This is a genomic window from Pseudomonas sp. GW822-FHT02D10 (genome assembly GCF_058802345.1).
This window is the reverse complement of sequence record NZ_JBXAOB010000001.1, coordinates 103,732-130,708: the sequence shown is the minus strand read 5'-3', so window position 1 is coordinate 130,708 and position 26,977 is coordinate 103,732. Positions and strand designations below refer to the sequence as shown.

21 protein-coding genes and 3 pseudogenes are annotated in these 26,977 nt (G+C 56.0%); 6 read left to right on the top strand and 18 right to left on the bottom strand.

Annotated features, from left to right (window positions below; all coding sequences use genetic code 11):
• Nucleotides 1–193: 193 nt before the first annotated feature.
• The 8 genes and pseudogenes from AC1RPZ_RS00595 to AC1RPZ_RS00560 form a co-directional block, all read right to left on the bottom strand.
• Nucleotides 194–739, bottom strand: coding sequence for a hypothetical protein (locus AC1RPZ_RS00595; protein WP_493134813.1), 546 nt, complete (start codon nucleotides 737–739; stop codon nucleotides 194–196).
• 87 nt (nucleotides 740–826) lie between these two features.
• A pseudogene (locus AC1RPZ_RS00590) lies at nucleotides 827–1,255 on the bottom strand (TniQ family protein); the annotation flags it as partial.
• Nucleotide 1,256: 1 nt separating this feature from the next.
• Nucleotides 1,257–1,988, bottom strand: coding sequence for a P-loop NTPase family protein (locus tag AC1RPZ_RS00585; protein ID WP_493133789.1), 732 nt, complete (start codon nucleotides 1,986–1,988; stop codon nucleotides 1,257–1,259).
• Nucleotides 1,985–2,860 carry a TniB family NTP-binding protein gene (locus AC1RPZ_RS00580; RefSeq protein ID WP_493133787.1) on the bottom strand — a complete coding sequence of 292 codons (876 nt, stop codon included), beginning with the start codon at nucleotides 2,858–2,860 and terminating at the stop codon, nucleotides 1,985–1,987. Before AC1RPZ_RS00580 ends, AC1RPZ_RS00585 begins: the two co-directional genes overlap by 4 nt.
• The gene (locus AC1RPZ_RS00575; protein ID WP_493133785.1) at nucleotides 2,860–4,689 is read right to left on the bottom strand and encodes a transposase; all 1,830 of its coding nucleotides are present in this window, start codon (nucleotides 4,687–4,689) and stop codon (nucleotides 2,860–2,862) included. Before AC1RPZ_RS00575 ends, AC1RPZ_RS00580 begins: the two co-directional genes overlap by 1 nt.
• A 2,244-nt stretch (nucleotides 4,690–6,933) precedes the next feature.
• Nucleotides 6,934–7,131, bottom strand: a pseudogene (locus tag AC1RPZ_RS00570) (hemerythrin domain-containing protein); the annotation flags it as partial.
• Between the two features lie 574 nt (nucleotides 7,132–7,705).
• A complete protein-coding gene (locus AC1RPZ_RS00565) occupies nucleotides 7,706–9,073 on the bottom strand; it encodes an MBL fold metallo-hydrolase RNA specificity domain-containing protein (protein ID WP_493133783.1) in 1,368 nt (455 codons plus the stop codon).
• 124 nt (nucleotides 9,074–9,197) lie between these two features.
• The gene (locus tag AC1RPZ_RS00560) at nucleotides 9,198–10,109 is read right to left on the bottom strand and encodes a universal stress protein (RefSeq protein WP_493133781.1); all 912 of its coding nucleotides are present in this window, start codon (nucleotides 10,107–10,109) and stop codon (nucleotides 9,198–9,200) included.
• A gap of 478 nt (nucleotides 10,110–10,587) precedes the next feature.
• On the opposite strand from AC1RPZ_RS00560, the gene AC1RPZ_RS00555 reads away from it, so the two are divergent.
• The gene (locus tag AC1RPZ_RS00555; RefSeq protein ID WP_493133779.1) at nucleotides 10,588–11,013 is read left to right on the top strand and encodes a potassium channel family protein; all 426 of its coding nucleotides are present in this window, start codon (nucleotides 10,588–10,590) and stop codon (nucleotides 11,011–11,013) included.
• A 151-nt stretch (nucleotides 11,014–11,164) separates the two neighbouring features.
• A complete protein-coding gene (gene fnr, locus AC1RPZ_RS00550; protein WP_493133777.1) occupies nucleotides 11,165–11,917 on the top strand; it encodes a fumarate/nitrate reduction transcriptional regulator Fnr in 753 nt (250 codons plus the stop codon).
• Nucleotides 11,918–11,957: 40 nt separating this feature from the next.
• Here fnr and AC1RPZ_RS00545 read toward each other — a convergent pair whose 3' ends face one another.
• Entirely contained in the window at nucleotides 11,958–12,890 is a 933-nt protein-coding gene (locus tag AC1RPZ_RS00545; RefSeq protein ID WP_493133775.1) for a universal stress protein, read from the bottom strand.
• 222 nt (nucleotides 12,891–13,112) lie between these two features.
• Here AC1RPZ_RS00545 and AC1RPZ_RS00540 point away from each other — a divergent pair, with 222 nt between their 5' ends.
• Entirely contained in the window at nucleotides 13,113–13,676 is a 564-nt protein-coding gene (locus AC1RPZ_RS00540; protein ID WP_493133773.1) for a GNAT family N-acetyltransferase, read from the top strand.
• 53 nt (nucleotides 13,677–13,729) lie between these two features.
• On the opposite strand, the gene AC1RPZ_RS00535 is transcribed toward AC1RPZ_RS00540, so the two are convergent.
• From AC1RPZ_RS00535 to AC1RPZ_RS00520, 4 genes and pseudogenes are all read right to left on the bottom strand, one after another.
• On the bottom strand, nucleotides 13,730–14,653 hold the full coding sequence (locus tag AC1RPZ_RS00535) for a universal stress protein (protein WP_493133771.1): 924 nt from the start codon (nucleotides 14,651–14,653) through the stop codon (nucleotides 13,730–13,732).
• A gap of 139 nt (nucleotides 14,654–14,792) precedes the next feature.
• On the bottom strand, nucleotides 14,793–16,031 hold the full coding sequence (locus AC1RPZ_RS00530; protein WP_493133769.1) for an MgtC/SapB family protein: 1,239 nt from the start codon (nucleotides 16,029–16,031) through the stop codon (nucleotides 14,793–14,795).
• A gap of 39 nt (nucleotides 16,032–16,070) precedes the next feature.
• A complete protein-coding gene (locus AC1RPZ_RS00525) occupies nucleotides 16,071–16,313 on the bottom strand; it encodes a hypothetical protein (RefSeq protein WP_493133767.1) in 243 nt (80 codons plus the stop codon).
• Nucleotides 16,314–16,380: 67 nt separating this feature from the next.
• Nucleotides 16,381–16,531 (bottom strand): annotated as a pseudogene (locus AC1RPZ_RS00520) (NAD(P)-dependent alcohol dehydrogenase); the annotation flags it as partial.
• Between the two features lie 301 nt (nucleotides 16,532–16,832).
• Here AC1RPZ_RS00520 and AC1RPZ_RS00515 point away from each other — a divergent pair.
• The 3 genes from AC1RPZ_RS00515 (at nucleotide 16,833) to AC1RPZ_RS00505 (ending at nucleotide 19,442) form a co-directional block, all read left to right on the top strand.
• Nucleotides 16,833–17,759, top strand: coding sequence for a universal stress protein (locus tag AC1RPZ_RS00515; protein WP_493133765.1), 927 nt, complete (start codon nucleotides 16,833–16,835; stop codon nucleotides 17,757–17,759).
• 131 nt (nucleotides 17,760–17,890) lie between these two features.
• Nucleotides 17,891–19,003: a CapA family protein gene (locus tag AC1RPZ_RS00510; protein WP_493133763.1), complete on the top strand. Its 1,113-nt coding sequence runs from the start codon at nucleotides 17,891–17,893 to the stop codon at nucleotides 19,001–19,003.
• 247 nt (nucleotides 19,004–19,250) lie between these two features.
• Nucleotides 19,251–19,442, top strand: coding sequence for a hypothetical protein (locus tag AC1RPZ_RS00505; protein ID WP_493133761.1), 192 nt, complete (start codon nucleotides 19,251–19,253; stop codon nucleotides 19,440–19,442).
• Between the two features lie 46 nt (nucleotides 19,443–19,488).
• Here AC1RPZ_RS00505 and AC1RPZ_RS00500 read toward each other — a convergent pair whose 3' ends face one another.
• The 5 genes from AC1RPZ_RS00500 to AC1RPZ_RS00480 all read right to left on the bottom strand — a co-directional run bounded on the left by AC1RPZ_RS00500 (nucleotide 19,489) and on the right by AC1RPZ_RS00480 (nucleotide 26,938).
• Nucleotides 19,489–19,842, bottom strand: a complete 354-nt coding sequence (locus AC1RPZ_RS00500; protein ID WP_493133759.1) for a DUF1428 domain-containing protein — start codon at nucleotides 19,840–19,842, stop codon at nucleotides 19,489–19,491.
• A gap of 151 nt (nucleotides 19,843–19,993) precedes the next feature.
• A complete protein-coding gene (locus AC1RPZ_RS00495) occupies nucleotides 19,994–21,286 on the bottom strand; it encodes a sensor histidine kinase (RefSeq protein WP_493133757.1) in 1,293 nt (430 codons plus the stop codon).
• Nucleotides 21,287–21,312: 26 nt separating this feature from the next.
• On the bottom strand, nucleotides 21,313–24,390 hold the full coding sequence (locus AC1RPZ_RS00490) for an efflux RND transporter permease subunit (RefSeq protein WP_493133755.1): 3,078 nt from the start codon (nucleotides 24,388–24,390) through the stop codon (nucleotides 21,313–21,315).
• Nucleotides 24,387–25,580 carry an efflux RND transporter periplasmic adaptor subunit gene (locus tag AC1RPZ_RS00485; RefSeq protein ID WP_493133753.1) on the bottom strand — a complete coding sequence of 398 codons (1,194 nt, stop codon included), beginning with the start codon at nucleotides 25,578–25,580 and terminating at the stop codon, nucleotides 24,387–24,389. The genes AC1RPZ_RS00490 and AC1RPZ_RS00485 overlap by 4 nt, the downstream gene beginning before the upstream one ends.
• Nucleotides 25,577–26,938 carry an efflux transporter outer membrane subunit gene (locus AC1RPZ_RS00480; protein ID WP_493133751.1) on the bottom strand — a complete coding sequence of 454 codons (1,362 nt, stop codon included), beginning with the start codon at nucleotides 26,936–26,938 and terminating at the stop codon, nucleotides 25,577–25,579. Before AC1RPZ_RS00480 ends, AC1RPZ_RS00485 begins: the two co-directional genes overlap by 4 nt.
• Between the last annotated feature and the right edge of the window lie 39 nt (nucleotides 26,939–26,977).

The window sequence follows — 26,977 nt, the reverse complement described above, 5'->3', positions numbered from 1 at the left end:
CCTTGAACAGTGGTGGTCTCAAATGCGCCTAGATCTACTAGATTTTGATCGAGATCAAAAACAGTCATGCACGACGCCTGAAGTCTTCACTCCGGCGCTGCCTGGGTGACTGAGTTTGGCGGCGCTCCGGGAATGGCGGTCTTGAAGACCTCATCGCCTGCGGAATGATTTGGCCCAGTAACGCGTGGACGATTTAACGCTTTGGCCGGCTTGAACGAAGGGAGCGGGATGTGGCTTCATCTAAACCTTCCAAAAAACTCGACATCATGGTGGATGGTATCTCCCCCAGATTGACCAGTTTCTCTCGAACGACCATCACTTCCTCTGCACTTAGGGTCAGGGTTACCAAGCGCCCCAATTGCTGTGGTGAGGGTGGCAGCGTTCTGCGGACGCAATGGTCATGGTGCCCCAAGTAGACGATTTCTGCCGGTGAAACCATACCGCTCAACCATCCGATCAAAAGCAAAGCCCCCATCCGCTGGTACGGATCACTGTCATTCAATCCAAACTCGATGCGCTCATGCAGATCCAAGTTTACTTTGCACAGGAGTTGTTGAGTGCGAGAAAACCCTGCTGATGCTATCCCACCGGGTGCAAACGCCGTCCGCTTCGCAAGCAGCAGTCCATACAGAGTTTCCACCCCTTCGTTGAGTGCCTGCCCTACTACCAGAGATTCAATCCATTGCTGCACGCGTATTGTGATTCCCGCAATCCGCCGATCAAATAAAGAGTGCTTCACTGGCCGCTCCCCTCTTGAATAGAGGTAAGCATCCCAGATCCGTCTTTCGGGGGTAAACGTATCTCGAGGCCTCACCAACACGCGTCGGTGATCAACGCAATATGCGCTGGTCATGTAACACCAAGATTGGCGCCAAATAGGAAATCCTGTTCTCCGCATACTTTCTTTTAGACATGTAGAGCAGTAGGCGTGTCGGTAATGAATGTGAAGCAAACGAGACTGCCGGGAGGCAAACAGCTGCTGCATCAAAACCCCATCGGTACCATAGGTGGCACGCATCACTTTGAAAAGCTCTGTGGCACAATCAAACTCAATGTCCTCGAATGCGGGGAAAGGCCACGACTCCACTATCCCGGGAAGCACGCGTTTGGGGACAGAAAGGCCTCGATTGATTGCCTCCCGAAATAAGTGAGGGTTTCGGAGCTTGTTGTGGGCAAGCCCCCGCATCACCCAGGAAAGTAGCGTTTCTCCCAGAACGAAACGAGGCGCTGCCCCTGATGAGAACTCGTCGAGCAAGTTAGAAATTCCACATGTTACGCAGACACTCGATTGGCAAAGATGGACAAGCCTTGTAGCTGGAGTTACGCGCTAGTGTCTGGAGGATTTGAATGAGAGCGCCACTGGCACCATGAGATCTATCCAAAAGACCCTTGATGAAATCGTCATTGAGCAATTGAGAACGTTTGAAGCCACATGCCTCCCCAACCCGTGTAATGAAGGTTCGGAACTGTTGGTCATCCTGCCACAAGCCGATGTCGACATAGCGAGCCTCCTTGGCAACGACCTTTTTCAGATCTCCATCTAAAATATTGAGCCCAGACACAGCCAATATTTTTAAGTTCTGAAATCGCCGTAGCAGGGCCCCGACTAAATCAATGGAATTATTTCGTTGCTCCGCACCGCCGCCAAAGTGAACTCTTGCATCGTCAAACACCAGACGAAACTCTCGACCACCGATCAGATCGTCAAGTGCATGTTCGACATTTCGAAAAGACATAAAATGACTGTTCAAGGGAAGGCCCAGAGCTGCCGCGAATGCCGAGTAGACGTTGCCATATGCCGTAGTAAACCTTCCAGGCACATAAGCAGTATACACTTGTGCCCGGTCGGCACTTTTAAGTAACCTCATGGCAACTGTAGTTTTTCCTGTTCGAGCCTCCCCACCCAAAATAGTAAATACGTTATCGGAAAAGCCTCCCATAATACCCTGTTGTGCTTGATGCTGCTTCGGACACAATAGATACTTCATTCGTCAACTTCTGACGGGAGTATGCGGGTATTCCATTTTGACCGATTAGCGGCCTGCAAGCACTTAAGAGTAATTTTCTCGTCGCCCCATATTACTGCCAAACAGGCCGCCGCTCGAAGTAGAGAGCAGATATTTCCAATTACCCCCGATGTAACGCCATAGATATAATCGGCGATTGGCTTAGAGGAAAGATGCGACTTCTTGGCGAGGGGAACGATTTCTTCCCAAGTATCCAAAAAATTAAGATACTCCGCATCTGTTTTAGACCACGGAGTAAGTTCGTAAAGCTCAAATCGGCGTACATACTGAGCGTCGATCGCGAGCGCGTTGAGAGCCTCATCAATACCAAAAACGAAAAAACTGAGATAAGCCGGTGCCCCGCATAAACCTCGCAACAAGGAGAGGAATGTATCCTGCTCACCCTTAGAAAGCCCCTTGATAGAGTCATGGAACTCATCCATAAATACACCGCGAATATCGTTAGCGATGCAGTATTCGGCTACCATACTAATAGGAATCCCAGCTTTCCCAGGATCCATACCCAAGGCCGTCAAGAGTTTCACCATAGGCTTTGTTTTTTCAGTGTCCTTGACGAACGTGACATACCTGACTTTATGGCGCCATGAGGCGTTCATCCCCCTAACCGCATTGCAAATTGTTGTTTTGCCGTGATTAGAACCGGCGGACACCACTAGACACGGAGCCTCCATACTGCCACGTGTGATGTTAAGCATATTATGAACAATGTTAGAAACGGTGAGCAAATGCTCCGTGTCGACCTTGATGTCTTGCCGAATGATCTGGCAGCGCTCCTCATCTGATAAGGCCAATGCATAACGCTGATTCTCATGCAAATGTTCTCCATCCAACATCAATTCTCCCACTTCAGTGTTTTACGAGTTTGATCAACACTAAGTTCTTTGGTTTTTCCCTGAAGCAGATGTCCTTCCCCGCCGTAGGAAAGAAAAGACATAGTTTCAGCGGCCGTAACTTTCTTGGCGACGTTTTGCCGGAGCCGTTTGGTCGTAGCCTTTGAATTTTCCACTAACTCATGATTCTCCAAGCGAACTTGGTGCAACTCCTCGTCCACCAGTGTTCCCGGGCGACGGTCGCGAGGTCGCGAAAACGCCCAGTATTCGCTGTACGAGACAGGTGTTTTCGTCAGATCCGAATAAGGAATTTCATGATACCGGCCATCTTGGCGCAACCATATCTTTGAAAGGTTCAATGGATTGTACTTAAACGAAAGTCGTGAACCAACGAACCTTCTGAGTATTGCCGAAGAGTAGAATGACCTACTAAACTCGACACCCTTTGGTTGCACCGTTCGTATAACACTTGGAAAGAAGTCAAGAGCAAATGTTTGAAAGTTCCCCGGCATAGGAGGTACATAACCCGGCCCCTTCTTGGCCATCTCTGCATCCCAAACCTCGAACGGCGCAAGTCTGTTCAACCCTTCATGAGCACGCCCATGATAGATCGCCACTTCATTTGCGAACCACTCACAAAATGCTGAAAAGGTCATAGCTGAATGCTTGGCAGAGTCGTAGTCTGCTTTCTTCAGCACATTCGAGTAGGTAGTACCTGGCAGAAGATGCACCTTCCCCATCAGCGTACCGATAATCCGTTCAACGTGCCCTCCGTAATGCTTTTTTCCAACAGGCCGCAGCATGGGGACGATTTTGTAATATTGCAGGGTGGCTTCAAGTTCTGGGCTAGTAAATTCCGCGGCGTTATCCATACCAATTGCACCAGGCACTCCCCAGTACCTGTGGCGAGTATTCTGACCACCACCGAGAGCGATTGGAAAGTCTTGCTTAGGAAAACAGGCAGAAAGCATCGCCATGGCAACGCTGAGTGAGCTAGGCGGATGGAGTGCAAGATAGTAACCAAGAATAACGCGACTCTTAAGTTCGATAACTACCGTCAGCCAAGGCCGCATGAGTGGCCGACCATGCTCGTCGCAGATAATTACATCCACCCGTGTGTGGTCGATTTGCACCATAGTAAGTATGGTATCTACATGAATCATCCCTGGTTTCAGATCAAACTTTTGAAGCATCGGCTCTCTGCCGTGCAGAAGGGAGTAAACGGCTTTCTGCCCGAACGATTCAAGCCTTCGCCTCAGAGCATTAAGACTCGGGGTTTTAACACCCATGGTATGACATAGAGAGTCGACATATTCCCAAAGAGAAGAAAACGCTTCTAATTTTTTAGTCTTATCATTGAGGCGTTTCGAAATTGCTTTCTCCATGATTTTCTCTTGAATATCAGAAAGCAATCGTGAATTTTTTTTACGCCCCCTGACACTTCTAACAAGAGAAACAGCACCGAGTTCTGGGTCATATCTTTTCAATAGACGTCGAATCGTTGTTTCTGATGAGTCGAGTTTTTCGATAAGCTCTGCCCGTGAAATTTTGCCCTGTAAGTAGTCGTTAATATTTTTTGCTCGATCCGAAGCAATAGCCAACTCTTTGATATTGACGTCTGTTTGTTCCATCCAAATCAAACGGCGATCGTTGTATAGCTCATGTTTTTCTTGATCGACCTCAACCAGATTTACCTGAGTAAAGAGCACATCAAAGGAGTGCTCACTTTCCAGGCTTTTTAGGGTAATGTTGCCATCAACTCCACAAGCTATTACTCGATATACCTTTTCCTCAAAGCTAACTAAGTTTCCTTCGACTATGGGTTGCAACATAAGGACTCGGCACCGACTGGTTGAAAATCTAGGTGTGCAAGCATAGTTCTAAACCCCCCGAACTTGTCAACAGTCATATATTTGGCGTTAGGCATCAACTAATTTTGCGTTAGGCACTGACTTAAATTTCGTTTATTGACGAAGGACTTGAACTTGATATTGTGTTAATTGACGCCGAACTTAAAAATATTGAATTAATTGACACGCCTAGTTCCAGCAATAAGCGGGCCAAGCACCTGTGAGCGCCGTATTTACGAGTCATGGATTATTATTTAATAAAATTTTCCGCTCGCCGCGTGAAGTGTCAATTATTCAATAAATACATCTAAGCTGAATAAAATTTAGGTACGAACTCTTGATGTATGAACCTCATTCACGTTGGAGGGGGCATTTCCTGAGCCAGCCCCAAATCAATTGACAGCCTTGAAAGAAATTATTCGATTTTGGGACTCGAAATAACCGCCAAGATAATGGCACGACTCTATAAACTGGAGTCCCAGGAGCTGTTTCCGACGCCAAAATAGGCTAATTATTGTATTAAAAAGCTGCTTTTACTTATATTGACAGCGAGCCAAGTCAGCCTATCAGAGCGCCTGTAATCTCAGCCTGTGACCCGCACTCCACATTCAATGGCATAGCAAGGGGTACCTAGCCCCTTCCCCCCTTCGTAGCCAGCCATGGTTAAAAGTCGACGTAATGTGCCCTCCAGCGCCCTATGGGGCTTACAGAAGGCGTTACCGCGCGCTGACCATCGTTCACGAGGCATGTATCCAACTTTGTTTCCGTGCACAAGGCTGTAGCTGAGAGTAGTCACTGTCTATTTGAGTCCTCCCTGATCCCCCGTGTTAGTAAACGCTCCTTGAACAACGGCTTTACGACGGAAAACAGGAGCGATCCTTCTGGACTTTTAGAACTGGCTGATTTCTCCAGGCCTCACGGGCTTAAACCTTTAAAAAAAACTTCTACAAATCAATAGGTTGGATGCCATTACCAAAACCTGGATGCAGCTGTTATTTAAGCCCCCCCGTGCGTATACGGGCTAAGACTGCACTCTCTTTAAAATGATCAAATCCACTATTGCATCTAGGCTTTCAGCCATTTTTAAAAGTCAGAATCGCTAGAAGCCACGGTTCCTGAGGGCTTGAGCGTTTAACCACTTTTAAAGGAGGGCCACACCGATAGCCTGCACTGATGATCCACGACGAGTTCATTTTTGGTCTCCATTGGTCCTCGTGGTCTCCGCTTAACGAGTTCACTTACCAGACCGGTGTGGGTCGTGGCGGGCTTCGGCGCGCCTGATTTTGCCTATTCGTTTGATTTAAGAAGGCTTTCTGGGGGCGGCTTGTTCGTTTACGGCATTACTTACGTCACAGGTCTATCTGCAAGCGCGTCGCTGTGTGAAATCTGAAGCGTTCAGCATGGAGTTGGCGCGTAGATTTCAAGGGCTGCCTACGTGTAGAAGACAGGCGCCGGCTGATGCACCTGAAAATTAGGTTTGGCGTTGCACTTTTTGTGCTTGAAGGCTGTAGAGCTTTTCCTGCCACCAAATACCCTGGAAGCTCACCAGAATTTGACTGGATGAAATGCTCAGTAAAATGCCAGTCCGTTACCGTTGTTAACCACAACTTTGACTTGTTAACCACCGTAGTTAACAAGTCAAAAAACAGAGTTACAGCGTTGTACTGAACCTCCATGGTAACCTTGGTTTGCCTAGCGCTCCTGGGATTTCAAGCCTCCGTATCGCTGTTCGAGCTCCGGGGTTTTCCGGTTGAAATGGTCACACTTATTATCACTCGTGTTGCTCTGTCAGCCGTGATAGTAATCATCGGTTTCGGTAGGTGTTGCCCCTCCTTATCTACCAATAAAACGTCGAGCTCAGACGTACAAAACTCAACGGACCTCTCCATTTTTTGGCACCCTGCAAGAATGGGTTGGAGAACATCAGAACGCCTTGGAGCAGCAAGTCTGACGAGTGATTTGTGCTTTAGAGGATAGTCAATGCACTACCAACCGCCAAAGGCACACTAACAGGCTCTACATGGAGAACATTAGCTAGCTCAACTAAACGTTCATTTAGTTGAGCTAACTTATGAGCGCCCTGCCCATACGGCTATTTACCCGAGGGCGCCCCTGCTTGAATAGTCAGGCTTTCTAAAATGCAAGATCTTTTTGCGTGATTACTTTGCGAGCTCAAGTATTAAGTCGGACCCCAATACTAGCGAAAGAGGACGGTAAGAACTCTGATTAATGCCACTGATGTTTTATTTCCTGCCACTGGATGTCTGATAGCCACTTATCTGCCATCGGAAAGAAAATGCTCTCCTCAGCTTCCATATGATCGTAGTATTTCCTGATGAAGTCATCGATGGCATCAGCGATGACTCTCGCCTCCCGAGTTGAGTCCTCCAACATATTGAGCTGTCCAGCAATACGCTCAAATGCCAATAGCTAGTCGGTGTGCTGTAGGTTGAAAAAACCAAATCCCGCTCATTCGGTTCCGGGGAAAGCGCTATGTTCTGGTTTCGCCATCATCAATGTGCTGTGGGTGTTAGCGTTCGGCATGGCACGGATGCCTGGCAAAACCCAGCCATAATCCGGCCACCTCCCACGTTTCACTCAACACCCTACAAAACAACGATGGTCACGACGTCCATGACATCGGCTGCCTTCAATACTGTGCTGATGCAACGATAGCTCCAGTCCTTCGCCCTGCCCTATTCTATCCCTTCCTATTGGACCTGCTACTCTTTCACCAAATAGCAACTCAAGGGTTCACGCCGTGAAAGGCGCTCTCCCTTCTTTGTGACTCACACAGCTGCTAAGGAGCCGGAAATGAAGCATGCTTTTTTTGCAATGATGGCCCTACTCTTTTGCTCTTTGAGGTTGATGCAATACAGCAATACCTGCATCAGCAGAAGTAGTGTATCCGTCTCGACTAGACGATTATGCTGAGCCTGACTTTCTCATTCTCGTGTCAGCCAGAACCCAAAATTTTGTCATCGCGCTTTTGGTGAAATTAGTGAGCGCCCGTCAGCTCAACGCTGTCACGGTACTCCGGCACCGAGACCGACCACCCCAGCTCCAGGCTGATGCGTCGGCGCAGCACATCCGAGGCATTGGGTTCCCCGTGCACGACATAGGTGTGTTTCGGCGGCCGCTTGAAGCCCCTCAGCCACTGCATGATTTCATCCCCGTCGGCATGAGCAGACAAGCTTCCCATAGGCACCACTTCGGCCCGAATCGGCACGTCCTTGCCATGGATGCGCACCGATGGAGCCCCGGCGACGATCTGTGCACCACGAGTTCCCCCCGCCTGGAAACCGGGAACCAGCAACGTATTGAGCGGGTTGGGTGCTAGCGCCTTGAGGTGGTGAAGCACCCGCCCCCCGGTGGCCATGCCACTGGCGGCAATGATCACCGCTGGGATGTGCTGTTGGTCAAGATCCATGGAGTCTCTGGCCGAGCGCACGAAATGCGCAACATGGCACATGCCTTCGCACTCCTCCATAGACAGCCGGTGCTCGCTGCGAAAGCGCTGATACAAGCGGGTAACATCGGTGGCCATGGGGCTGTTGAGGTAGATCGGCAGGTCGGGGATCACCTTCTTCTGTTTCAGGCAATACAGGTGATACATGAGCAACTGCGCTCGACCGACGGCGAACGACGGCACCAGGGTAATGCCGTGGCGAAGTGCCGTGCGGTTGATGACCTCGGCCAGTTGCTCCTCTGGAGCCTCGACAGGGTGCTGACTGTCGCCGTAGGTCGACTCCACCAGCAAATAATCGGTCTGTTCGATTGTTTCCGGGGCGAACATCAACGGATCATTCGGCCGCCCCAAGTCCCCGGAGCACACCAGGGTGATGCCATCTGCGACCACTTCCACCGTGGCCGCACCGAGGATGTGTCCGGCGCAGCGCAACTGGATGCTCATCCCTGGGGCAATGTCGACCCGATGGTGCAACGCCATTGGCCGCAATAGCTTCAGCGCCCTCTCAGCGTCTTGTTCGGTGTACAGCGGCAAGGCCGGGTCGTGCTTGGAAAGGCCATGGCGATTCGCGTACTCAGCCTCCTCCTCCTGTAAACGGCCACTGTCGAGCAGCAGGATTTTGACCAGCTCACAGGTGGCGGCCGTGGCATAGACCGGGCCGCGATAACCGTTGCGCACCAACACAGGCAGGTAGCCGCTGTGATCCAGATGAGCATGGGTCAGAACGATGGCCTCCAGGTCTCGAACCGGCAGCTGAAAAGGCTCCCAGTTGTGCAAGCGCAGCTGTTTGTAGCCCTGGAACAGGCCGCAATCGATCAGTACATGTTTGTCGTTATGCTCCAGCAGGTACTTGCTGCCCGTGACCGTGCCAGCCGCACCGAGAAATGTCATTCGCATGCCCATCTCCTTGAACATTGATAGGGGCTCTATTGATCGCTCTTTTACGTCCCTGGGCATTTGATTTTTATCAACCGAGGCCGTACCAACGACCAATATCAGCCTCCATCACCACTATTCGGCGCTAAAGCAGCGGTTTGACGATCATCAAACTGCAGGGAGCCCGATCCAGCGTGCTCTCGGCGGTACTGCCAATAAAAATGCTTACCCCCCTATGATGCACGGTCCCCATAACAATCATGTCGAAGGCATTATTCGCCGCGAAGCGCTCGATCATTGTGTGGGGAGTTCCGGTCACTCGATGCCGTCGTACCTGTGGAACCCCGTAGCGTTCGGCGAGCGTATCAAAGGCCTCTTCCTGGGCGTCGTTGACGGCATCTCTTAAACTTTCTCTCAGGGCCAGGTTTTGCAGGTTTACCTCGGAGTCACCCTCTACTGTCCAGCCACTGACGTTCAGCAGATGCAACTTCGCTCCACAGGACGAGGCCAGCGTCGAGGCCATGTCGAGAATCCGGTCATTGAGCCCTTGCGTCAGCTCTTCGAGATGGGAAAGGTCGATCGCCGCGAGAATTTTCATGGGCGACGGGTTTCTTGCATCGGTAACCAGGTGCAAGGGCGCCGGGCAGTCACGCAGCAATAGCCAGTCCAGGGGCCTGTAGAAAACCCGTTTAAATGCCGATACACGCTGTACATCCTTGATCACGATGTCCGCCCGAAAGTCATTCACGTACTCAAGCACCTCCTCGATACTCGGTTTGGCCCAGACCACTTCCGTGGTCACTTGCAGGCCTTTGCACTGCCCAAACCGGGCTTGCTGCTCAAGCCAGTGACGGTGTACCTGCAAGTACCCCTCGCGCGCCTGCACCATGGCTTCATGGTCAAACAGCCCAGCGACAGCCAATGCTTCGACGTAATCGAAAGCGACCATGTGCAACATCGCACCTGTCGCTCTGGCCAGGGACTCTGCCCGATCAAACGCGGGGGTACGGGCCATTTCGCTCGGAGTGATCAGCAGTAAACGGTGAATGTCTAACATCACACACCTCGTCGGCAGACGCTTTGTCAGTTGAGTCTGATGAACAGCACACCTGTGCTGGCTTTCCATCAGCAAACGGATCGACGAAAAAAACATCACTGATGAATATCAATAGTGAGTGGAAGGCGTTGGATGAGGTTGATAAAGATCACAAAAAGCAGTCGTCGTACGCTTAAGACTGAAAAGCGCCTTTTCTGAAAGAAATATTGTTGATACCGCTCAATAAATGCCCGGCCCCAAGCGTAGAACCATAAGTAGCTACCGGGCTCCCGCTGTCCGTTGCGAGCTACGTATCGAACACAGCGGCCCACACGCCTAGTCCGTATCAGGAGTGAAGAAAGTGGAAGATCACCTGCTGATCGCCTGATGCACAACAGGGTCTGACAGCTCGGGGTTCAGCGTAAACCCGGTTCCCGAGCTGATGGCGTCTAGAATCGTATTCAGATGCCCAAAGGGCTATCGGCACAGGAACTTCGCCATGCTTGCGGTAACGCTGATCAATACACTGGTGGTAATCGTGGCTGTGATTATCCACTACGAATGTTTGTTACGCCTGAATGACTGGCTACCCAGGCTCAAGCTTTGGAGTCGCTTCCGGATCGTCGTCGGGGTATTTGGCGCGCTACTCGCCCATGCTCTGGAAGTCTGGTGCTTCGCGCTGGTCTATTACCTGATGACACGCTCGGGCGAGTGGGGAGGTCTGAGAGGTAACTTCGATGGCTCGTTCATGGACTGCGTGTACTTTTCCTTCACCACCTTTACCACCATCGGATTCGGCGATATCTCGCCCATGGGCAAACTCAAGTACCTGACCGGGTTGCAGGCACTGACCGGCCTGGTGCTCATCTCCTGGACCGCATCGTTTCTGTTTCTCGAGATGCAGAAATACTGGAAGAGCAAATAGCCGCCTCGGGTGGACAATTGCTTCCACGCACCTAGTGTCTATCTGTTAGGCCCCATCTCCGTTCGTCGTACATCCTCCCCCCGGTTTACACATTAAGGGCTGGCCTGGGTTCTCAACACCTATGCTTGATACATTCATTGAGGGGCGCGTCATGTCACCGTTTGAGGTCCACCCCCATCAGGCTCATTACCTCAAGGCTGCCTGTTCCAACTGCAGCGTGCTGGAGTTGTGCCTACCAATTGGCCTGACCGGCCAGGAAGTCGAGCGATTGGACACCCTGATCATCCAGCGCGTGAAAGTCAAAAAAGGTGCAGCGTTGTATCGAACAAGCGATCCATTGCGCTCGCTTTACGCAGTACGCATAGGCTCTTTCAAGACTAATGTGCTGTCTCTAGACGGTCGCGAGCAGGTCACCGGTTTTCAAATGCCCGGCGAGATGCTCGGCCTGGACGCCATCAGCGAAGAGCGGCACGCCTGCAACGCTTTCGCTCTTGAGGATAGCGAAGTGTGCCCCATCCATTTCGCCCAGCTAGAGAAGCTCGCCCATGAGTTGCCTTCACTGCAGCACAACCTGAACAAACTCCTGAGCCGCGAAATAGTGCGTGATCACGACATGCTGATGTTGATGGGTAATATGAACTCGGACGAACGGCTGGCGGCCTTTCTGCTGAACCTGTCGCAGCGGCTTAACATGCGCGGCTACTCATCCAGGGAGTTCGTACTGAAGATGCGTCGCGAAGAGATCGGCTCCTACCTGGGGCTGCGCCTGGAAACCGTCTGCAGAGGCATTGCCCACCTGCGCGACCAGGCTCTGGTCGAAATTTCGGGCCGTAACGTCAAAGTCCTGAATATGGACGGGCTCAAGCATCTGATCGCAGGCTGTCACCGGGACACACCTCTCTGACGCCGTAGGTATCTTCGCCTCTGGAGAATCGTCATGCGCGCTATGGTGCTGCATACCCCCTGACCGCCAAACCGGGTGACCTCACCGCCAGAATGCTGCCAGGCACCGAATAAAGAGCCCGTTCAGTGGTGCTGCCAATCAACCGATCCAACCCGACCCGATGCACAGTGCCCATCACCACCACATCGGCCAGGTACTCTTCGACAAATTCACTCAATGCCCGAACCGGTTGGCCCATGACAAAGTGCCGACGTTCAGGGGGTACACCGTAGCGGTCGGCCAGGGTCACAAATGCCAGGTGCAGGGACTCACGCAGCTCCTCGATGAAATCCACACCCCATCCTTCGTTGACCAATGCTGAATCACCGTTGAAGGCTGGCGACAAGTCATAGGCGTACAGCAAATGCAGTGGTGCATCGCACTGCAGGGCAAGGGCGTTCGCGGTTTGAATGATGGTGTCGTTGAGGCCGCTGATTTGGGTTTGCGGGTCGAAGGGGTCCACCGCCGCCACGATCCGATGAGGCAAACCGTAACGGGCCTGGTTGACCAAGTGCACAGGCACCGGGCACTCACGCAGCAGATGGCAATCGAGTGGCGTGATGAACACCCGTTTGAGCGCGGGCTCCAACGTGGCGTCCTTGATCAGCAGGTCAGGCTTGAACTCCTCGACTTGCTTCAAGATATCCAGCAGTGGATGGGTGGTGAAGACCACTTCGACCGAAACCTTTAGCCCCTCTCCGCTCAGCCGCTGGATTTCCTCCGACATCCAGCGACGATAGCGACGCAGATAGCTCTGAAAAGCCACCTCGTCGACTTTTTCCTCCCACAAATGAATGATCGGCACCGGTTCGACAAAGGCACACACGTGCAAGGCCGCCCCGCTCGCCTTGGCCAGGGCGACCGCGCGCAGCAAGGCCGGAGATTGATGCAGGGTTCGGTCGGCGATCAGCAGTAAACGTTGATATTGACCCATCACACACCTCGGCGCGACGCCGGTCGATCCACCGGCATGTTCCAAGACTGCGCCCATTTCCCCCCCAGTCAGGTTGATCTACATCAAGTCCAGGCGATTGATGACACCCCACCGAGTATCTGATCCAGATCAGATTCGACCGCCGCCAATGGCGTAAAAAGGAATGAACCGCGTGGCCTTTTACCGCACGCGCCCCCTTTATGTCAGATGGAGGATTGCACCATGCTCACTGTCAAAGACCACAACGAGCGAGCCGCTGCCGCCTATGCCGCGGTCTCTGGACAATACTGGATTGAAGCGCTCAGGGATGGCCGACATGTACTGATCCGGCCATTGATGGAAAAGGACCGCGAGCGCGAGTACGCCTTCATCAAGCGCTTGTCCCCCGAATCCCGGCATATGCGCTTTCTTGCGCAAATCAATGAACCCGGTACAGCCATGCTCGACCAATTGATGGACATCGACTGCAAGCAGCGCATGGCTTACATCGCCTTGATCCACGAAAACGGTCAATTGATCGAAATCGGTATCAGCCGCTATGCCGTCACCGCCGAACATGAATGCGAATGCGCGATCACGGTCGCCGATGAATGGCAGCACCTGGGGCTGGGTACGCTGTTGATGGAGCATTTGATCAAGACCGCCCGCAAGAACGGTTTTCATCAGATGTATTCCATTGATGCCTCAAGCAATGCCCCCATGCGTGATTTGGCAAAAGCCCTGGGATTTGAAGTCCATAATGATCCTGACGATACCCGCCAAGTCATTCATCGCCTCATGCTGTAAAAAAACGCCCCTTGGAGCACCAGACACTGGCGCTCCAAGGGGCGATTCAACATCTATGACTGCAACAGCTCGCCCGGTTTGATCGCCAGCACACTGCACGGCGCTTGATGCAAGAGATGTTCGGCGGTGCTGCCCAAAAGTTTGTTCAACCCACCATGCTGCACCGTCCCCATGACGATGACGTCCGTCAGATGATCGGTCGCGAACTTGCAGATACTCTGCAGTGGTGCGCCCTCAATGAAGTGGCGACGATCAGGTGGAACGCCATGGCGCTCGGCCAAGGCTGCAAATGCTTCATGTTGAGCCGCCCCTAATGCCTCATAGACACCGGTGGCAAGGGGCAACGCGCCAAAGCCCATGTCCGAGGCGTATACCGCTACCCAGTCATACACATGCACCAACTCAAGGCGGGCGCCGCACTGTTCGGCCAGTTTCACTGCCGCCTCGATAATCTGATCGTTGAACACCAGGTCCTGGTCTTCACTGCGCAACACATCGACGATCGCCAGCATGTTGCGTGGCCTTGGGTTGCAGGCGTTGGTGACCAGATGCACCGGTACCGGACAGTCGCGCAGCAACTGCCAATCCAGTGGGGTAAAGAATATCCGCTTCAACGCAGACTCCTCCTGGGCATCCTTGATAATCAGGGCCAAGGGCATCTCGTTGACGAAGTGAAGGATCTCTTCATAGGGGTGTTGGACCCAGACCACTTCACACGTGACCTCGACCCCGTGTTTCTTCGCCAGCTCGGCTTGCTGCTCGAGCCATTGCCGATGCGTTTGAAGATAACCCTCCTGAGCCAGGCTTATTTGCTCGGGGGCAAACAGACCGGCCACCGCCAAGGCTTCGATGTAATCGAACGCCACGATATGCAAGGGTAATTGCGCCGCCAGAGCCAGGGCCGTAGCGCGCTCAAACGCCGGAGTACGGGTCATTGCTGGGGGGGCAATTAACAATAAACGTTGAGTCTGCGACATAAGGCACCTCGGCACGCGGCCATTTCAATGCGGTGAGTAGGACTCAAGGTTGAACGCTCCAGACGCAGACGACTTGATCTTTATCAGCTCTATGCATGCTGCTCCTTGCCTTAACGGATACGGCGAGGCATCAAACGCCTCAGTGCAACAAGATGCCCGTCCACATCGACAGCGTCAGCAATACCTGCCCTGGGATGACATAAGCGGCAAACCGTCGACCACCGCTGACCCAAGCCACCACACACTTGCTCAGCGAATTGCTACTGACAGCGATCATCGCAGGACCGGCGATGGCATCGAAGGGTATCTGGCCGGCCTTGGCGAGTGAGGCAATGGATGCCGTCGAGGAATGAGCATCGGCAAAACCGGTAAAGACCGCTGTCAGCATTATGCCCACCTGGCCAAAGTAACTGAGCATCACCGAAGACAGTAAGGTAATAGCGGTTATGGTCAGCGTCACAATCAAGGCCAGCCTGAGATTGAACGCACCACCGACCTTGATCGGCTCGTCGGCGCCTCCCGTCGGTTTGGGAAACATCAAGCAAACACCATACAACGCCGTGGCAACGATGCCGGATAACAGTGCCCCCCACATAGGCCGCAACAGACCAGGATCGACTGTCCCGAGTATCAGGCCCACTTGAGTCACAGTTGCCAGATTGGAAAGCACCGCAGCGGCGCTAAGGACTCTGATGTTCGCCGGTTCCTTGGCGACGATATGCCCCATGACCGCGATGGTTACAATACTGGATGCAAACCCTGACGCGATTGCACTGATCGGATAGCCATAGCGGGTGCCCACGGTGCGAACCGCGATATGCCCCACCGCACCTACCGCCATCAACAGCACGGTCAAGGTGCAAATGGTACGTAAATTGATTGCGGCATACGGCCCGATGAAGCGATCCGGCGCCAGGGGTAGCACCACCAGCGCGGTGATCAGCAATACCAGTCCATCGCGCATTTCCGCTTCGGTCAGCTGGCTGCGTGCAAAGTGATGCAACCTCTGCCGATAGGTCAGCAGTCCCGCCATCACCACGCCAATGGCAATGGCCAACTCGGGAGCGGTGTCACACATTGCCCCCAATACCAACACCGTGAGCAAAGCCACTTCACTGGTAATGCCAGGATCGTTGCCAAGGTTTCGCCAATAAGCCACGGTGAGCAGCAGCGCCAGACAAATTGCAACGATCCCCAATAGCAGACCGTCGCCCACCTGCACAGTGACATAACCCAACAACGCGGTGATCGCGAATGTCCGCAACCCGGCACAGGCCCGGCTGTCACCCCGTCCTTTATGGCGCTCGCGCTCAAGCCCCACCAGCATGCCGATCCCCAGCGCAGCGGCTGCATTGGCCATGCCGAAGGTTTCATTCATTGGATATGCACCTGGTCATGCCCTCCCTGAGCTCGGCACTTATCTCGCGAGGTCAGCCAACGCCCTTTGCACAACGGCAGCGCCAGATTGGTTACCAGGCGCCTGTCCGGTCAACGGTACTGTGGCGGCGGTTACCGGCCAGGCATGAGGCGCATTGATGCGCGCCTTGAGTTGCCTGACGAACGCCTCGGCTTCATCCAGACTGTCGAAACCCGCCTCCCACCCATCCATGTGTACGAGCCAGCGATGTCTTGCCAGTTGTTGTGTTATTTCAATGATCATAGCCAGCCTCGGTTCAAGTCCCGTAATCGGGTCTGCAGGCGGTGCGTCCTGGCTTCCAAATACTCCATCACAGTGTAATCGCGACCTTCATCATGCCGTCACGTTGATGACCAAACAACTCATAAGCCGCTTCAATATCGTCCAGTTTGAAACTGGTGGGTCACCAGCGGTGACAGATCTACGCCACCGCTGGCCACCACCACCGCCACCAAGCGGCGCTCGCCGCTTTCATGGTTGCCATGATGATCTCTCCCGCCCTGTACGAGGGCTTGAAATACGCACGAACCTCAGGCTGCACCGGGGTCGAGGACGAGAAATTGATCATGGTCAATAATTCCGGGATTCGAGGTGTAGCAAACGACCGTATGTCGGGCGACGGGGCCGGCCTCTCGCCCGTTTGATACAGATCAAACTCGGGCGCCTGGCTAGCGGCACGATCAGACCATGGTTTCAGGAGCTAACGATTCATCGCTCCCATAGAAGACCGCCGATTTTGTGTCTACCCATGAGAGGTTCGTCATGTCTGGTCAATCACGCTTTATGCTGATCGTCTCGCCACTGATGCAACACAGTCCGGCCTTCGGCAGGGCCGCAGCACTGGCCAAGGCCGAAGGTGCGGCGCTACACATCGTGGCCTTCGACTACCTGGAAGGCCTGGCGACTGCCAGCCTGGTCAACGACCAGGCCCGGGAAGAGATGCGTCTGGGTTATGTCGAACGCCACCGCCAGTGGCTTGAGGAACAGGCCAGGCCCTTGCGCAAGATTGGCCTGGAGGTCACCACCGAGGTGACATGGGTCGAACGCCCACTCCAGGAAATCCTCATCCACCTCAAAGAACAACCCATAGAGTTGGTGATTAAAGCGCTGGAGCATGAATCGCTGCTCTCGCGCCTGATGTTCACACCTCTGGACGTGCACTTGCTGCGCGAGTGTCCGGTACCGCTGCATTTCGTCAGTAATACAGCACATGCGTTGCCTCGCAAGGTGATTGCGGCGGTCGACCCTTTCCACCGCGATGGTCAGTACCAGGCCCTCAACGACCGGATACTCCACGAAGCAGTAAAACTGGCGAGCGCCTGCAACGCCGAGGTCGACGTCGTCTACGCTTATGACCTGTCATCCATCAGCGCAGACGAATTCGACTTCAACAACGTTTCGACCTTCTTTTCTTCAGGCAAAGCCAAGACGCTGTTCGACGCTCAGGGGGACACCTTCAACGCAATGGCCGAGCGCAATTGCATCCCGCCGGAACAGCGTCACATGATCATGGGCAACCCGGCCAAGGTCCTGGCCAGTTATGCCGATGCCTATGACGTCGACGTGATTGTCATGGGCCGGGTCGCTCATCGGGGAATGGGCCGATTGATTGGTAGCACAGCAGAAAGCATTTTGTACAAAATGCCATGCAGTGTGTGGGTGGTTTCACCCGAGGAGCTTGATGATTGATAACGGTGGATATTCACATGAGGTGATATTGGACAGGATGGCGTCCAGCGCTTTACCCGCCACTAGCCAGTTACTTGGGAGGTCTCGGTGGCCACGCCCTCAGGGTGTTTCGGGATATCCGGGAGGCTGCCATGGCAGCTGTTACCGATACGCTGAAGCTGTTTCTCGCCGGCGACGTCATGACCGCCCGCGGCATCGACTCAGTTCTGCCGCATCCTGGCGATCCGCGGCTTTACGAAGCTTACGTCAAGAATGCCGGCGATTACGTCCGGCTGGCAGAAAGACTCAATGGCTCGATTCCCCGCCCAGTCGATTTCAACTATGTCTGGGGCGCTGCGCTGGATGAGTTCAAGCTTCGCCAGCCACACGCACGCATCATCAATCTGGAAACTGCGGTGTCCCGCCGCGGACGACCGGAGCAAAAGGGCATCAATTACCGCATGAGCCCGGAGAACTTCCCGGCCATCAGTGCTGCCGGCATCGACTGCTGCGTGCTGGCCAACAACCATGTGCTGGACTGGGGGGCAGCCGGCCTGGCCGATACGTTAGATACCCTATCGAGCAACGGTATGTGCAGCGCCGGCGCCGGGCGCAACCGGCAATCTGCGCAAGCGCCCGCCGTGCTGCCGCAACCTGGCGGGCGACGCTTGCTGGTGTTTGGCCTCGGCGCACCCGACAGCGGCATTGCGCCGGACTGGGCCGCCACGGATAGGCGCGCGGGCGTCGCGCGGCTGGAGGACTTGTCGATGCAAAGTCTGCGCCCTGTGGCCAAACGGATTATCGAGGGCAAAAATCCTGGGGATCTAGTGGTCGCCTCCATTCACTGGGGCGGCAACTGGGGGTTCGAGATCCCGCGAGAGCAGGTCCGGTTCGCCCATGCCTTGATCGACGAGGCCGGAGTTGACGTGGTGCACGGGCATTCCTCGCACCACGTCAAGGGCATCGAGGTGTACCGCGAACGCCTGATTCTCTATGGCTGCGGTGATCTTCTGAACGATTACGAAGGCATCGAGGACCATACAGCCTTTCGCGGCGACCTGGGGCTCTTATACTTTGCCTCGTTGGACCCCGGCGGGCACCTGCAGTCGCTGGACCTGATACCCACCCGCCTCCGTCGCTTTCGCATCTGTCGTGCCGAAGGAGATGACCGTCAATGGTTGCACGACACCCTTTCTCGCGAGTGTGCACGCTTGGGCAGCAGCATCCAGCTGGGCGCGAACAATGCCTTCGAATTGCGTTGGTAGGAGCGTCTGGACACCGCCCAGGTCGAGGCATTTACAGACGCGCAACAAAAAACCCGCGCATGGCGGGTTTTCTGTTGATGGGGTCAAATCCTTTTGTCAGTTCAATCTGCGCTCCCGTATGTGAGCGATTCGTGAAAAGCATGTCGCAGGACTGAAAAGAAGACGGACCGCACCAAACACTCCCGAGTTCTGGCGCCCCCGGTCATCCACGTTATAGTTGAAGGGACCCAAACCACTTGGAGGGGGTATGCGCCAGATTGTCAGCAAAGAGCCATGGTGGGCTGCGCCGCCCAAACCTGGGCAGGATGAGTCTGAACTGGAGTGGGGTTGGCTGGTCACGTACAGCGAGGGCGAACCGCGCTTTGAGTTTGTCAAAGAGCGGCCGACGGATAACGAGATCCGCAATCGCAAGAGTTGCAGGATCACCACTCAGGAATAGGGACGGGGCTGCGTCCTTGCTCGCCCCGCTCCGGGTCACGCGAACCTCACACGCTTACGATCGTCTCGAAGCCGCCGAAGATCATCCGCTGACCATCGAAGGGCATTGAGTTGCCCTCCGAGCGGACTCGAGGGTCGGCCATGAACTGTTGCATGCCAGTGTCACGCGTTTTGCGGTCCGGCCAGATGATCCACGAGAAAACCACGGTCTCGCCTTCCTTGAGTTTCACCGCCATCGGGAACGAGGTCACCTTGCCTTCGGGCACGTCGTCCCCCCAGCATTCAGTCACGCTCAATGCGCCGTTCTCTTTGAAAATGGCGGCCATGAACTCGGCGTGTTGCTTGAATTTATCGCGGTTGGTGGTGGGTACGGCAGCAATGAAACCATCGACATAGGACATGATCACTCTCCTCGTTGAATTGCGTCATCGATTTACCGCTTAGTCGATCCGCAGGACCGCAAATCGACCGGCCTGTCACAGGATCCGACCAACGGGCACTTTCGCACCGGCTTCAGTGCTCGAACCCGCCATCGGTTTCATCGCCACGCTGTCAGAGCAGGACTTGCTCCTGATGCTCTGTCAGGTCCACGGCGAAGTGGCAGCCGTGGGGTTCGCGGGTGGTGAGCTCCACACGCCAGTTCTGATTGGTGCAGATCCGCTGAACCAGCGACAGCCCCAGGCCCAGCCCGTCGCCCCGGTGTTCGTCGCCCCTGACAAAGGGTTGGAACATCGCGTGGCGTTTTTCCTCCGGGATGCCGATCCCGCTGTCTTCCACGCTGAAGCCGTGGTCACGAAGGGTCAGGCGAATGAAACCATGATCAGTGTAGTGCCAGGCGTTGCGCAGCAGGTTGCCCATCACCGATTGCAGGAACGTCAGGTTGTAGGGGGTGTTTGAGGCCTGCTCGTTGACGTAGATGAACTCCAGACCTTTTTCCCGGATCAGCCGGCCCCATATTTCCGCCAGGCTGTCGGCGACTTCTTTCAAGGATGCGCTGACACCGTTGCCGGAGTCGCTGTCCCGATCACGCGCCAGCATCAGGAAGGTGTCGACCAGTTGCCGCATTTCATCGCTGGCCCTGGCAATACGGCTGACCTGGGCCATCGAGCGCTGATCCAGGGCACGATGGCTCAGCAAAAGCTCACACGAACTGGCGAGCACCATCAACGGGGTTCGCAACTCGTGACTCACATCGCTGGTGAAGAGTTTTTCCCGGCCCAGTGCCTCACGCAGTCGGCCCAGGGTTTGATCAAAGGAAACCGCCAGTTCGCCAACCTCGTCGACGGCATACTCGGGCGCCAGCGGTGGCGCGAGTTCCAGTAACTGGTCGCGGTGACGCACCTGGCGCGCCAGCCGGATCACCGGCGCCATGACGCGTCGGGCCAGCAGCCAACCCAACAGGATCGCCAGCAGGATGCTCAACACGAACCCGACAATCACCACTGCGTACAACACCCGTTCGCGTTGTTCGTGGCTTTGCTGATCTTTGAGCAGGATGTATTGGCGGCCGTCGACCACCCGCACCACGGCGTAGTAGTCCTCGCCGCGATAGACAATTTCCTGAAAGCCCGGATGCAGCGCCTTGAGCTGTTCGTCGGGGGTCATTTCGCCCAGCCCGCCCTCAAAGAAAAACAGCTCGTCTTTCTCCGGTCGATGGGTCCAGTCGTCGGTGTTGTCCATCAGCAGCAAACGTTGCAGCCCGCCACTCAGACTGGTCGTGGTGAGCTTTCCTTCAACGACGTGCACGGTCACGACAATACCGACCGCAAAGACCCCCGCGACAAACGCAGTCATCAGTGCGAAAACAATCACAATCCGTTTCGTCAGGCTCTGTTTGGAGTCCATGTCTTTCCAGTGTTTGAATGCCGGCTTCACACCTTGATGTCTTGCGCGACGAGTTTTTGGCTGCGACGCCGACGCTCAAACCAAAGGTAGACGACCGGTGTGGTGTACAACGTCAGGATCTGCGAGACCGCCAGGCCACCGACGATGGCGATGCCCAGCGGTTGGCGAAGCTCCGAGCCGGCACCGTGGCCGAACGCCAGGGGCACCGCACCGAGCAGCGCCGCCAATGACGTCATCAGGATCGGCCGCAGCCGCAACAAACAGCCTTCACGCACGGCGTCTCTGGCAGACAGGCCACGTTGCTGGGCCGAGAGCGTGAAGTCAACGATCATGATCGCGTTCTTCTTGACGATACCGATCAGCAGAATAATGCCGATCATCCCAAGTACCGACAGGTCCTGTCCACACAGCATCAGTGCCAGCAGCGCGCCGAACCCGGCGGACGGCAGGGTCGAGATGATCGTCAACGGGTGAATCGCGTTCTCGTAGAGCACGCCCAGCACGATGTAGACGGTCAGAATCGCCGCCAGAATCAGCCAGGGCTGGGATTTCAGCGAGTCCTGGAACGCCTGGGCAGTGCCCTGGAAACTGCCGACCACGGTGTCGGGCATCGCCACCGCCAGGGACGCCTGATTGATCGCGCTGACCGCATCGCTCAGGGCCTGACCGGGTGCCAGGTCAAACGACAGGGTAATGGCCGGAAACACCCCTTGGTGGTTGATGATGATCGGCACTTGCTCGGTCTTGATGCTCGCCAACAGACTCATCGGCACCAAGGTTCCGGAACTTGCACGCACATATAAATGGTCCAGCGTGGTGGTGGACGTCTGCCAGTGCGGGTCCAGTTCGAGAATCACATGGTTCTGGTCGAGTTGGGTGAACATCGTCGCGACCTGACGCTGCCCGAAGGCGTCGTACAGCACGTCGTCGATGGCCTGCACCGTCACGCCCAGTCGCGCTGCCGTGGCACGGTCGATCACCAGGGTTGCCTGCGCAATGGCCTGCTGCTGGTCAGAGGTCACGTGTTGCAGTTGCGGCAAGGTCTTGAGTTTTTCCAGCAACACCCCGCTCCAGTGGTCCAGTTCGGCACTGTCCGGGTCCTGAAGGGTGTACTGATACTGGGTTTTACTGGCGCGGCCACCGATCTGGATGTCCTGGTTAGCCTGCAGGTAGACCTTGACCCCGGACAACTGATCGAGGGCCGGCTGCAAGCGGCTGATCACCTCGCGGGCACTGTCGGTGCGCTCGCTGAACGGCTTGAGGTTGATCATCACCTTGCCCTGGCTGACCGTCGGGTTCGGGCCGATCCAGAAATACACCTTGGCCACCGCCGGGTCACGACCGACGACTTCGGCGACACGGTTGACCTGTTCACGCATGGCCAACGGCGAGATATCGGCAGCGGCTTCGGCCACGCCCTGGATCAGGCCGTTATCCTGCTGCGGGAAGAAGCCCTTGGGAATGCTCACGTACAACACCGCGGTCGCCAGCAATGTCGCCAACGCCACGCCGAGGGTCAGACGCTGATGGTCGAGTACCCAGTCGAGGCTGCGGCGATAGCCGTTGTGCAAGCCAGTGAACGCCCGCTCGCATGCCTGGGCGAAACGCCCCTCCTCGCTTTCGGCATGTGGTTTGAGCAGCCAGGCACAGAGCATCGGCGTGATGGTCAGCGAGACGATGCAGGACATGATGATAGCCACGCTGACCGTGACCGCGAACTCGCGCATGAGGCGCCCGACGATCCCCGACATCAACAGGATCGGCAAGAACACCGCGATCAGCGACACCGTCATCGAGACTATGGTGAACGCCACTTCGCGCAAGCCATCGACCGCCGATTGCAGGCGTGACTTGCCCATTTCCAGATGGCGCACGATGTTTTCCATCACCACGATGGCATCGTCCACCACAAAACCGACGGCAATCGCCAGGCCCATGATCGACAGGTTGTCGAGGCTGTAGCCGAGCAAATACATGACGCCGAAGGTCGACACCAGCGACAGCGGAATGGTCAGGCTGGGAATCAGGGTGGCGGTGGCCTTGCGCAGGAACACGAAGATCACCACGACCACCAGGGCAATCGACAGCAGCAAGGTGAATTGCATGTCATTGACCGAGGCTTCGATGGTCTGGGTGCGGTCGCCCACCACCTGGACCTGCACATCACGCGGCAATGAAGCGGTCAGTTCGGGCAGCTTGGCCTTGATCGTGGCGATGGTCGACAGCAGGTTGAAACCCGGTTGTTTGTGAATGTCGACGATCACCGTCGGCTCGGCACCCAACTGCGCGGCCTGCTGGGTATCTTCGGCACCGGCGATTACCCGGCCGAGGTCACCGAGTTTGATCGGCATGCCGTTTTTATAGGCAATCACCTGATCCCGGTAATGCTGCGGGTCGAGCATCTGGTCGGTCGCGCCGAGGGTGATGGAACGGGTCTGTCCGTCAAGGGTGCCCTTGGGCTGATCCACCGTGCTGACGCCGATCACGCTGCGCACGTCTTCCAGGCTCAGGCCGCGCGCGGCTAGCGCATCCGGGTCGATTTGAATGCGCACCGCCGGTTTTTGTTCGCCATGAAAATCCACCAGCCCCACACCGGGCATCTGCGACAAACGCTGGGCAATGTAGTTGTCCGCGTAACGGTCGAGTTCCGGCAGCGTGCGCGTCGGCGATGTCACGGCCAGCGACAACACCGTACCTTCCGCCGGGTTGACCTTGTTGAAGGTCGGCGTGCTGGTCATGGTCTTCGGCAAGTTCGGGGTGGCGGTGTTGATCGCGGTCTGCACATCCTGCGCGGCGCCGTCGATGTTCCGCGACAGATCGAACTGCAAGACAATCTGGGTCTTGCCGGCCGCGCTCGATGAGGTCATCGAAGTGACTTGCGGAACGGCGGCAAACGCTCTTTCGAGTGGCGTCGCCACCGATGAAGCCATGGTCTCGGCGCTGGCCCCGGAGAGTTTGGCGGTGACCTGAATAGTCGGGAAATCAACCGTAGGCAGGGGTGCCACCGGCAATTGGAAGTAAGCAAAAGCCCCGAGCAGCATGACCCCAAGTGCCAACAGGCTCAGGCCAACGCGTCGTTGAATCAGTCCGGCGAGCCCTTTCATCGCGCACTCTCCACGGGCGTGGCGGACACCAGCGCAGCGGCTTCGTCAGCCTTGATCGGCGCGACTTTGACGCCCGGCGCGATGCGTGACTGGCCTTGCACCACCACCGTTTCTCCAGCGGCCAGCCCCTGACGAATCCACTGTTGGCCATCGACCACGGCAGCTGCATCGACCTGACGCGTCTGCACTCGCTGATCGGCACCCACCACATAGACGAAGTTGCCCTGACGACCGAACTGCACCGCATTGGCCGGCACTACCGTGACGTCCTGACGGGTGCTGACCAGCAAGCGCGCGCTGACCAGTTCGCCGGGCCACAACTGGTTGGCACTGTTGTCGAACTCGGCCTTCAACTGGATCTGACCGCTGGCCGCAGCGACCTGGCTGTCGATGAAGCTCAGACGGCCGCGAGCGATTTCCTGATGGCCGTCGCGGGTCATGGCGACCACTTGCAAGGCGTTCTTGGCGTTTTCTTCGAGAATCTGCGGCAGTTCGTCCTGGGAGACCGCGAAGGCCACCGAGATCGGGTTCATCTGGGTAATCGTCACCAGGCCCGTGGCTTCCGCGCCATGGGCGATGGCGCCAACATCCAGCAAGCGCTGACCGGTGCGCCCGGTCAACGGTGCCTTGACCTGCGTGAACTCCAGTTGCAGGCGCGCATTATCCAGTGCCGCCTGGTCAGCCTGCACCGTGGCCTGCTGTGCCGCCAACTCGGCGCGATAGGTGTCGACATCCTGGGTCGGCCCGGCCTTGGCGGCCGCCAGTTTGCTGGCCCGGTCCAGATTCACCCGCAGGTTGGCCAGCTGTGCCTGATCCTTGGCCACCAGCGCTTGCGCCTGCGCCACTTGCGCCTGATAGACCCGTGGATCGATCACCGCCAACAGACTGCCGGCGTTCACTGTCTGGCCTTCCTTGAACAGGACTTTCTGCAACTCGCCATCCACCCGAACCCGCACATTGACGCTGTTGAGCGGCTGAACGTTGCCGATCGCACTGAGCCAGATCGGCAAGTCCTGTTGGCTGACTTGCGTCAGTTGCACCGGCACTGCCGTGGCTTCAGCCTTGGTGGGCGCGGCCTGGGCCCGTTTGATCCACTGAAAGCCGCCGACGCCGGCACCTATCAGGAGGACCAGTAGCGCCCAGGAGAGTGCTCGATGGCGAGGGTTCGCAACGCGTGGCTTGGCATTCATGGGTGAGACGCCTGAGAAGGAGAAAGAGAGGCGATGGCGTCGGGCGTGAAATCGCCGCCCAGCGCCCGAAACAAACCGACAGCGGCCTGCAGGTGTTGCAGGCGTACCTGCAACAACGTGTCTTCGGCCTGATACTGGGTGCGCTCGACGATCAGCAAGGTCTGGAAGTCGGTGGAACCCAGTCGATAACGAACCTGCGCCAACCTGGCGGCCTCGCGGGCGGAGTCCACCGCGGCCTGATTCAAGGCATAGCTTTTGTCCAGTTCGCGGGTGGCGCTCAGTTGGGTTTCGACGTCTTGCAGCGCCTCGATCACCGATTCACGGTAACTGGCGGTCAGTTCCTGTGCGTGGGCTTGATCAAAATGCAACTGGCCATTGAGCTGGCCGCCGGTGAATACCGGTTGGGCCAATGTGCCGACCACGCTCCAGATGTTGCCGCCAGCAATAGTGTCGATACCGCCGATCAGGTCCAGCGACAGATTCGGCAAAAACGCCGCACGGGCCACGCCTACATCGAAGTTGGCCGAGACCAGTCGCGCTTCAGCGGCTTGCACATCGGGCCGCTGACGCAGCAGGCCGATCGGCAAGCCAGCGGACGGACGCGGAACCTGCAAACCGTCAAGACCTGCGCTTTTCAGGTGGAAACCTTGCGGCGTCTCGCCCACCAGTACCGCCAATTGATAGAGCGCCAGATCGCGCTGCTGACGCAAAGGTGGCATCGCCGCCTGGAAGGTTTCCAGGGCATTGCGTTGCTGCGCCACTTCAAGATTGGACACGGCGCCCTGACTGGCCTGGACTTCGACCAGGTCGAGTACCTGCCTGGCGTCATCGGCAATCGACTGGGCCAGGCGCAGCCGTTCTTCCAGCGACAAGACCTGGAAGTAGCTGTCGGCGATGCTCGCCCCCAGGCTCATGCGCAGGGTTTGTGCATCGAACACACTGGCATTGGCCAGCGCGTCGGCGGAATCGGCGGCCGCGCGTTGTTTGCCCCAGAAGTCCAGTTCGTAGGTCGCTTGGGCGAACACGCTGCTTTTTTTCGTGGTGCCGTAATTATTCTGACGCTGAACGTTGCCACCCAGCGCCACTGTCGGATATTGACCGGCACCGACGACCTGAGCCGAAGCGCGTGCTTCTTCGATGCGGCTGGCCGCAGCTTTAAGGGTGTAATTGGCCGAGAGGCCGCGGGCGATCAGGTCATTCAGTTCAGCACTGTGGAATTCGCTCCACCACTGCCCTCCTCGTGCGGCGGAGGTTTGTTCGGCGCCATTCCAGTTTGCCGCCAGCGGCACGTCCGGCTGATGATAAGCGGGCACCATCGAACAACCGCTGAGCATCAAGACGCCCAGCAGTATCGACATCGGTAAGAGGTGACGCCTCGGTGAGGTTGCAACTGACAT

Bases quoted from the DNA above. Each gene is read 5' to 3' on its own strand.
- AC1RPZ_RS00585 (WP_493133789.1), bottom strand. From the start codon at position 1,988: ATGAAGTATCTATTGTGTCCGAAGCAGCATCAAGCACAACAGGGTATT.
- AC1RPZ_RS00580 (WP_493133787.1), bottom strand. From the start codon at position 2,860: ATGTTGGATGGAGAACATTTGCATGAGAATCAGCGTTATGCATTGGCC.
- AC1RPZ_RS00575 (WP_493133785.1), bottom strand. From the start codon at position 4,689: ATGTTGCAACCCATAGTCGAAGGAAACTTAGTTAGCTTTGAGGAAAAG.
- AC1RPZ_RS00565 (WP_493133783.1), bottom strand. From the start codon at position 9,073: ATGCGAATGACATTTCTCGGTGCGGCTGGCACGGTCACGGGCAGCAAG.
- AC1RPZ_RS00560 (WP_493133781.1), bottom strand. From the start codon at position 10,109: ATGTTAGACATTCACCGTTTACTGCTGATCACTCCGAGCGAAATGGCC.
- AC1RPZ_RS00555 (WP_493133779.1), top strand. From the start codon at position 10,588: ATGCTTGCGGTAACGCTGATCAATACACTGGTGGTAATCGTGGCTGTG.
- fnr (WP_493133777.1), top strand. From the start codon at position 11,165: ATGTCACCGTTTGAGGTCCACCCCCATCAGGCTCATTACCTCAAGGCT.
- AC1RPZ_RS00545 (WP_493133775.1), bottom strand. From the start codon at position 12,890: ATGGGTCAATATCAACGTTTACTGCTGATCGCCGACCGAACCCTGCAT.
- AC1RPZ_RS00540 (WP_493133773.1), top strand. From the start codon at position 13,113: ATGCTCACTGTCAAAGACCACAACGAGCGAGCCGCTGCCGCCTATGCC.
- AC1RPZ_RS00535 (WP_493133771.1), bottom strand. From the start codon at position 14,653: ATGTCGCAGACTCAACGTTTATTGTTAATTGCCCCCCCAGCAATGACC.
- AC1RPZ_RS00530 (WP_493133769.1), bottom strand. From the start codon at position 16,031: ATGAATGAAACCTTCGGCATGGCCAATGCAGCCGCTGCGCTGGGGATC.
- AC1RPZ_RS00525 (WP_493133767.1), bottom strand. From the start codon at position 16,313: ATGATCATTGAAATAACACAACAACTGGCAAGACATCGCTGGCTCGTA.
- AC1RPZ_RS00515 (WP_493133765.1), top strand. From the start codon at position 16,833: ATGTCTGGTCAATCACGCTTTATGCTGATCGTCTCGCCACTGATGCAA.
- AC1RPZ_RS00510 (WP_493133763.1), top strand. From the start codon at position 17,891: ATGGCAGCTGTTACCGATACGCTGAAGCTGTTTCTCGCCGGCGACGTC.
- AC1RPZ_RS00505 (WP_493133761.1), top strand. From the start codon at position 19,251: ATGCGCCAGATTGTCAGCAAAGAGCCATGGTGGGCTGCGCCGCCCAAA.
- AC1RPZ_RS00500 (WP_493133759.1), bottom strand. From the start codon at position 19,842: ATGTCCTATGTCGATGGTTTCATTGCTGCCGTACCCACCACCAACCGC.
- AC1RPZ_RS00495 (WP_493133757.1), bottom strand. From the start codon at position 21,286: ATGGACTCCAAACAGAGCCTGACGAAACGGATTGTGATTGTTTTCGCA.
- AC1RPZ_RS00490 (WP_493133755.1), bottom strand. From the start codon at position 24,390: ATGAAAGGGCTCGCCGGACTGATTCAACGACGCGTTGGCCTGAGCCTG.
- AC1RPZ_RS00485 (WP_493133753.1), bottom strand. From the start codon at position 25,580: ATGAATGCCAAGCCACGCGTTGCGAACCCTCGCCATCGAGCACTCTCC.
- AC1RPZ_RS00480 (WP_493133751.1), bottom strand. From the start codon at position 26,938: ATGTCGATACTGCTGGGCGTCTTGATGCTCAGCGGTTGTTCGATGGTG.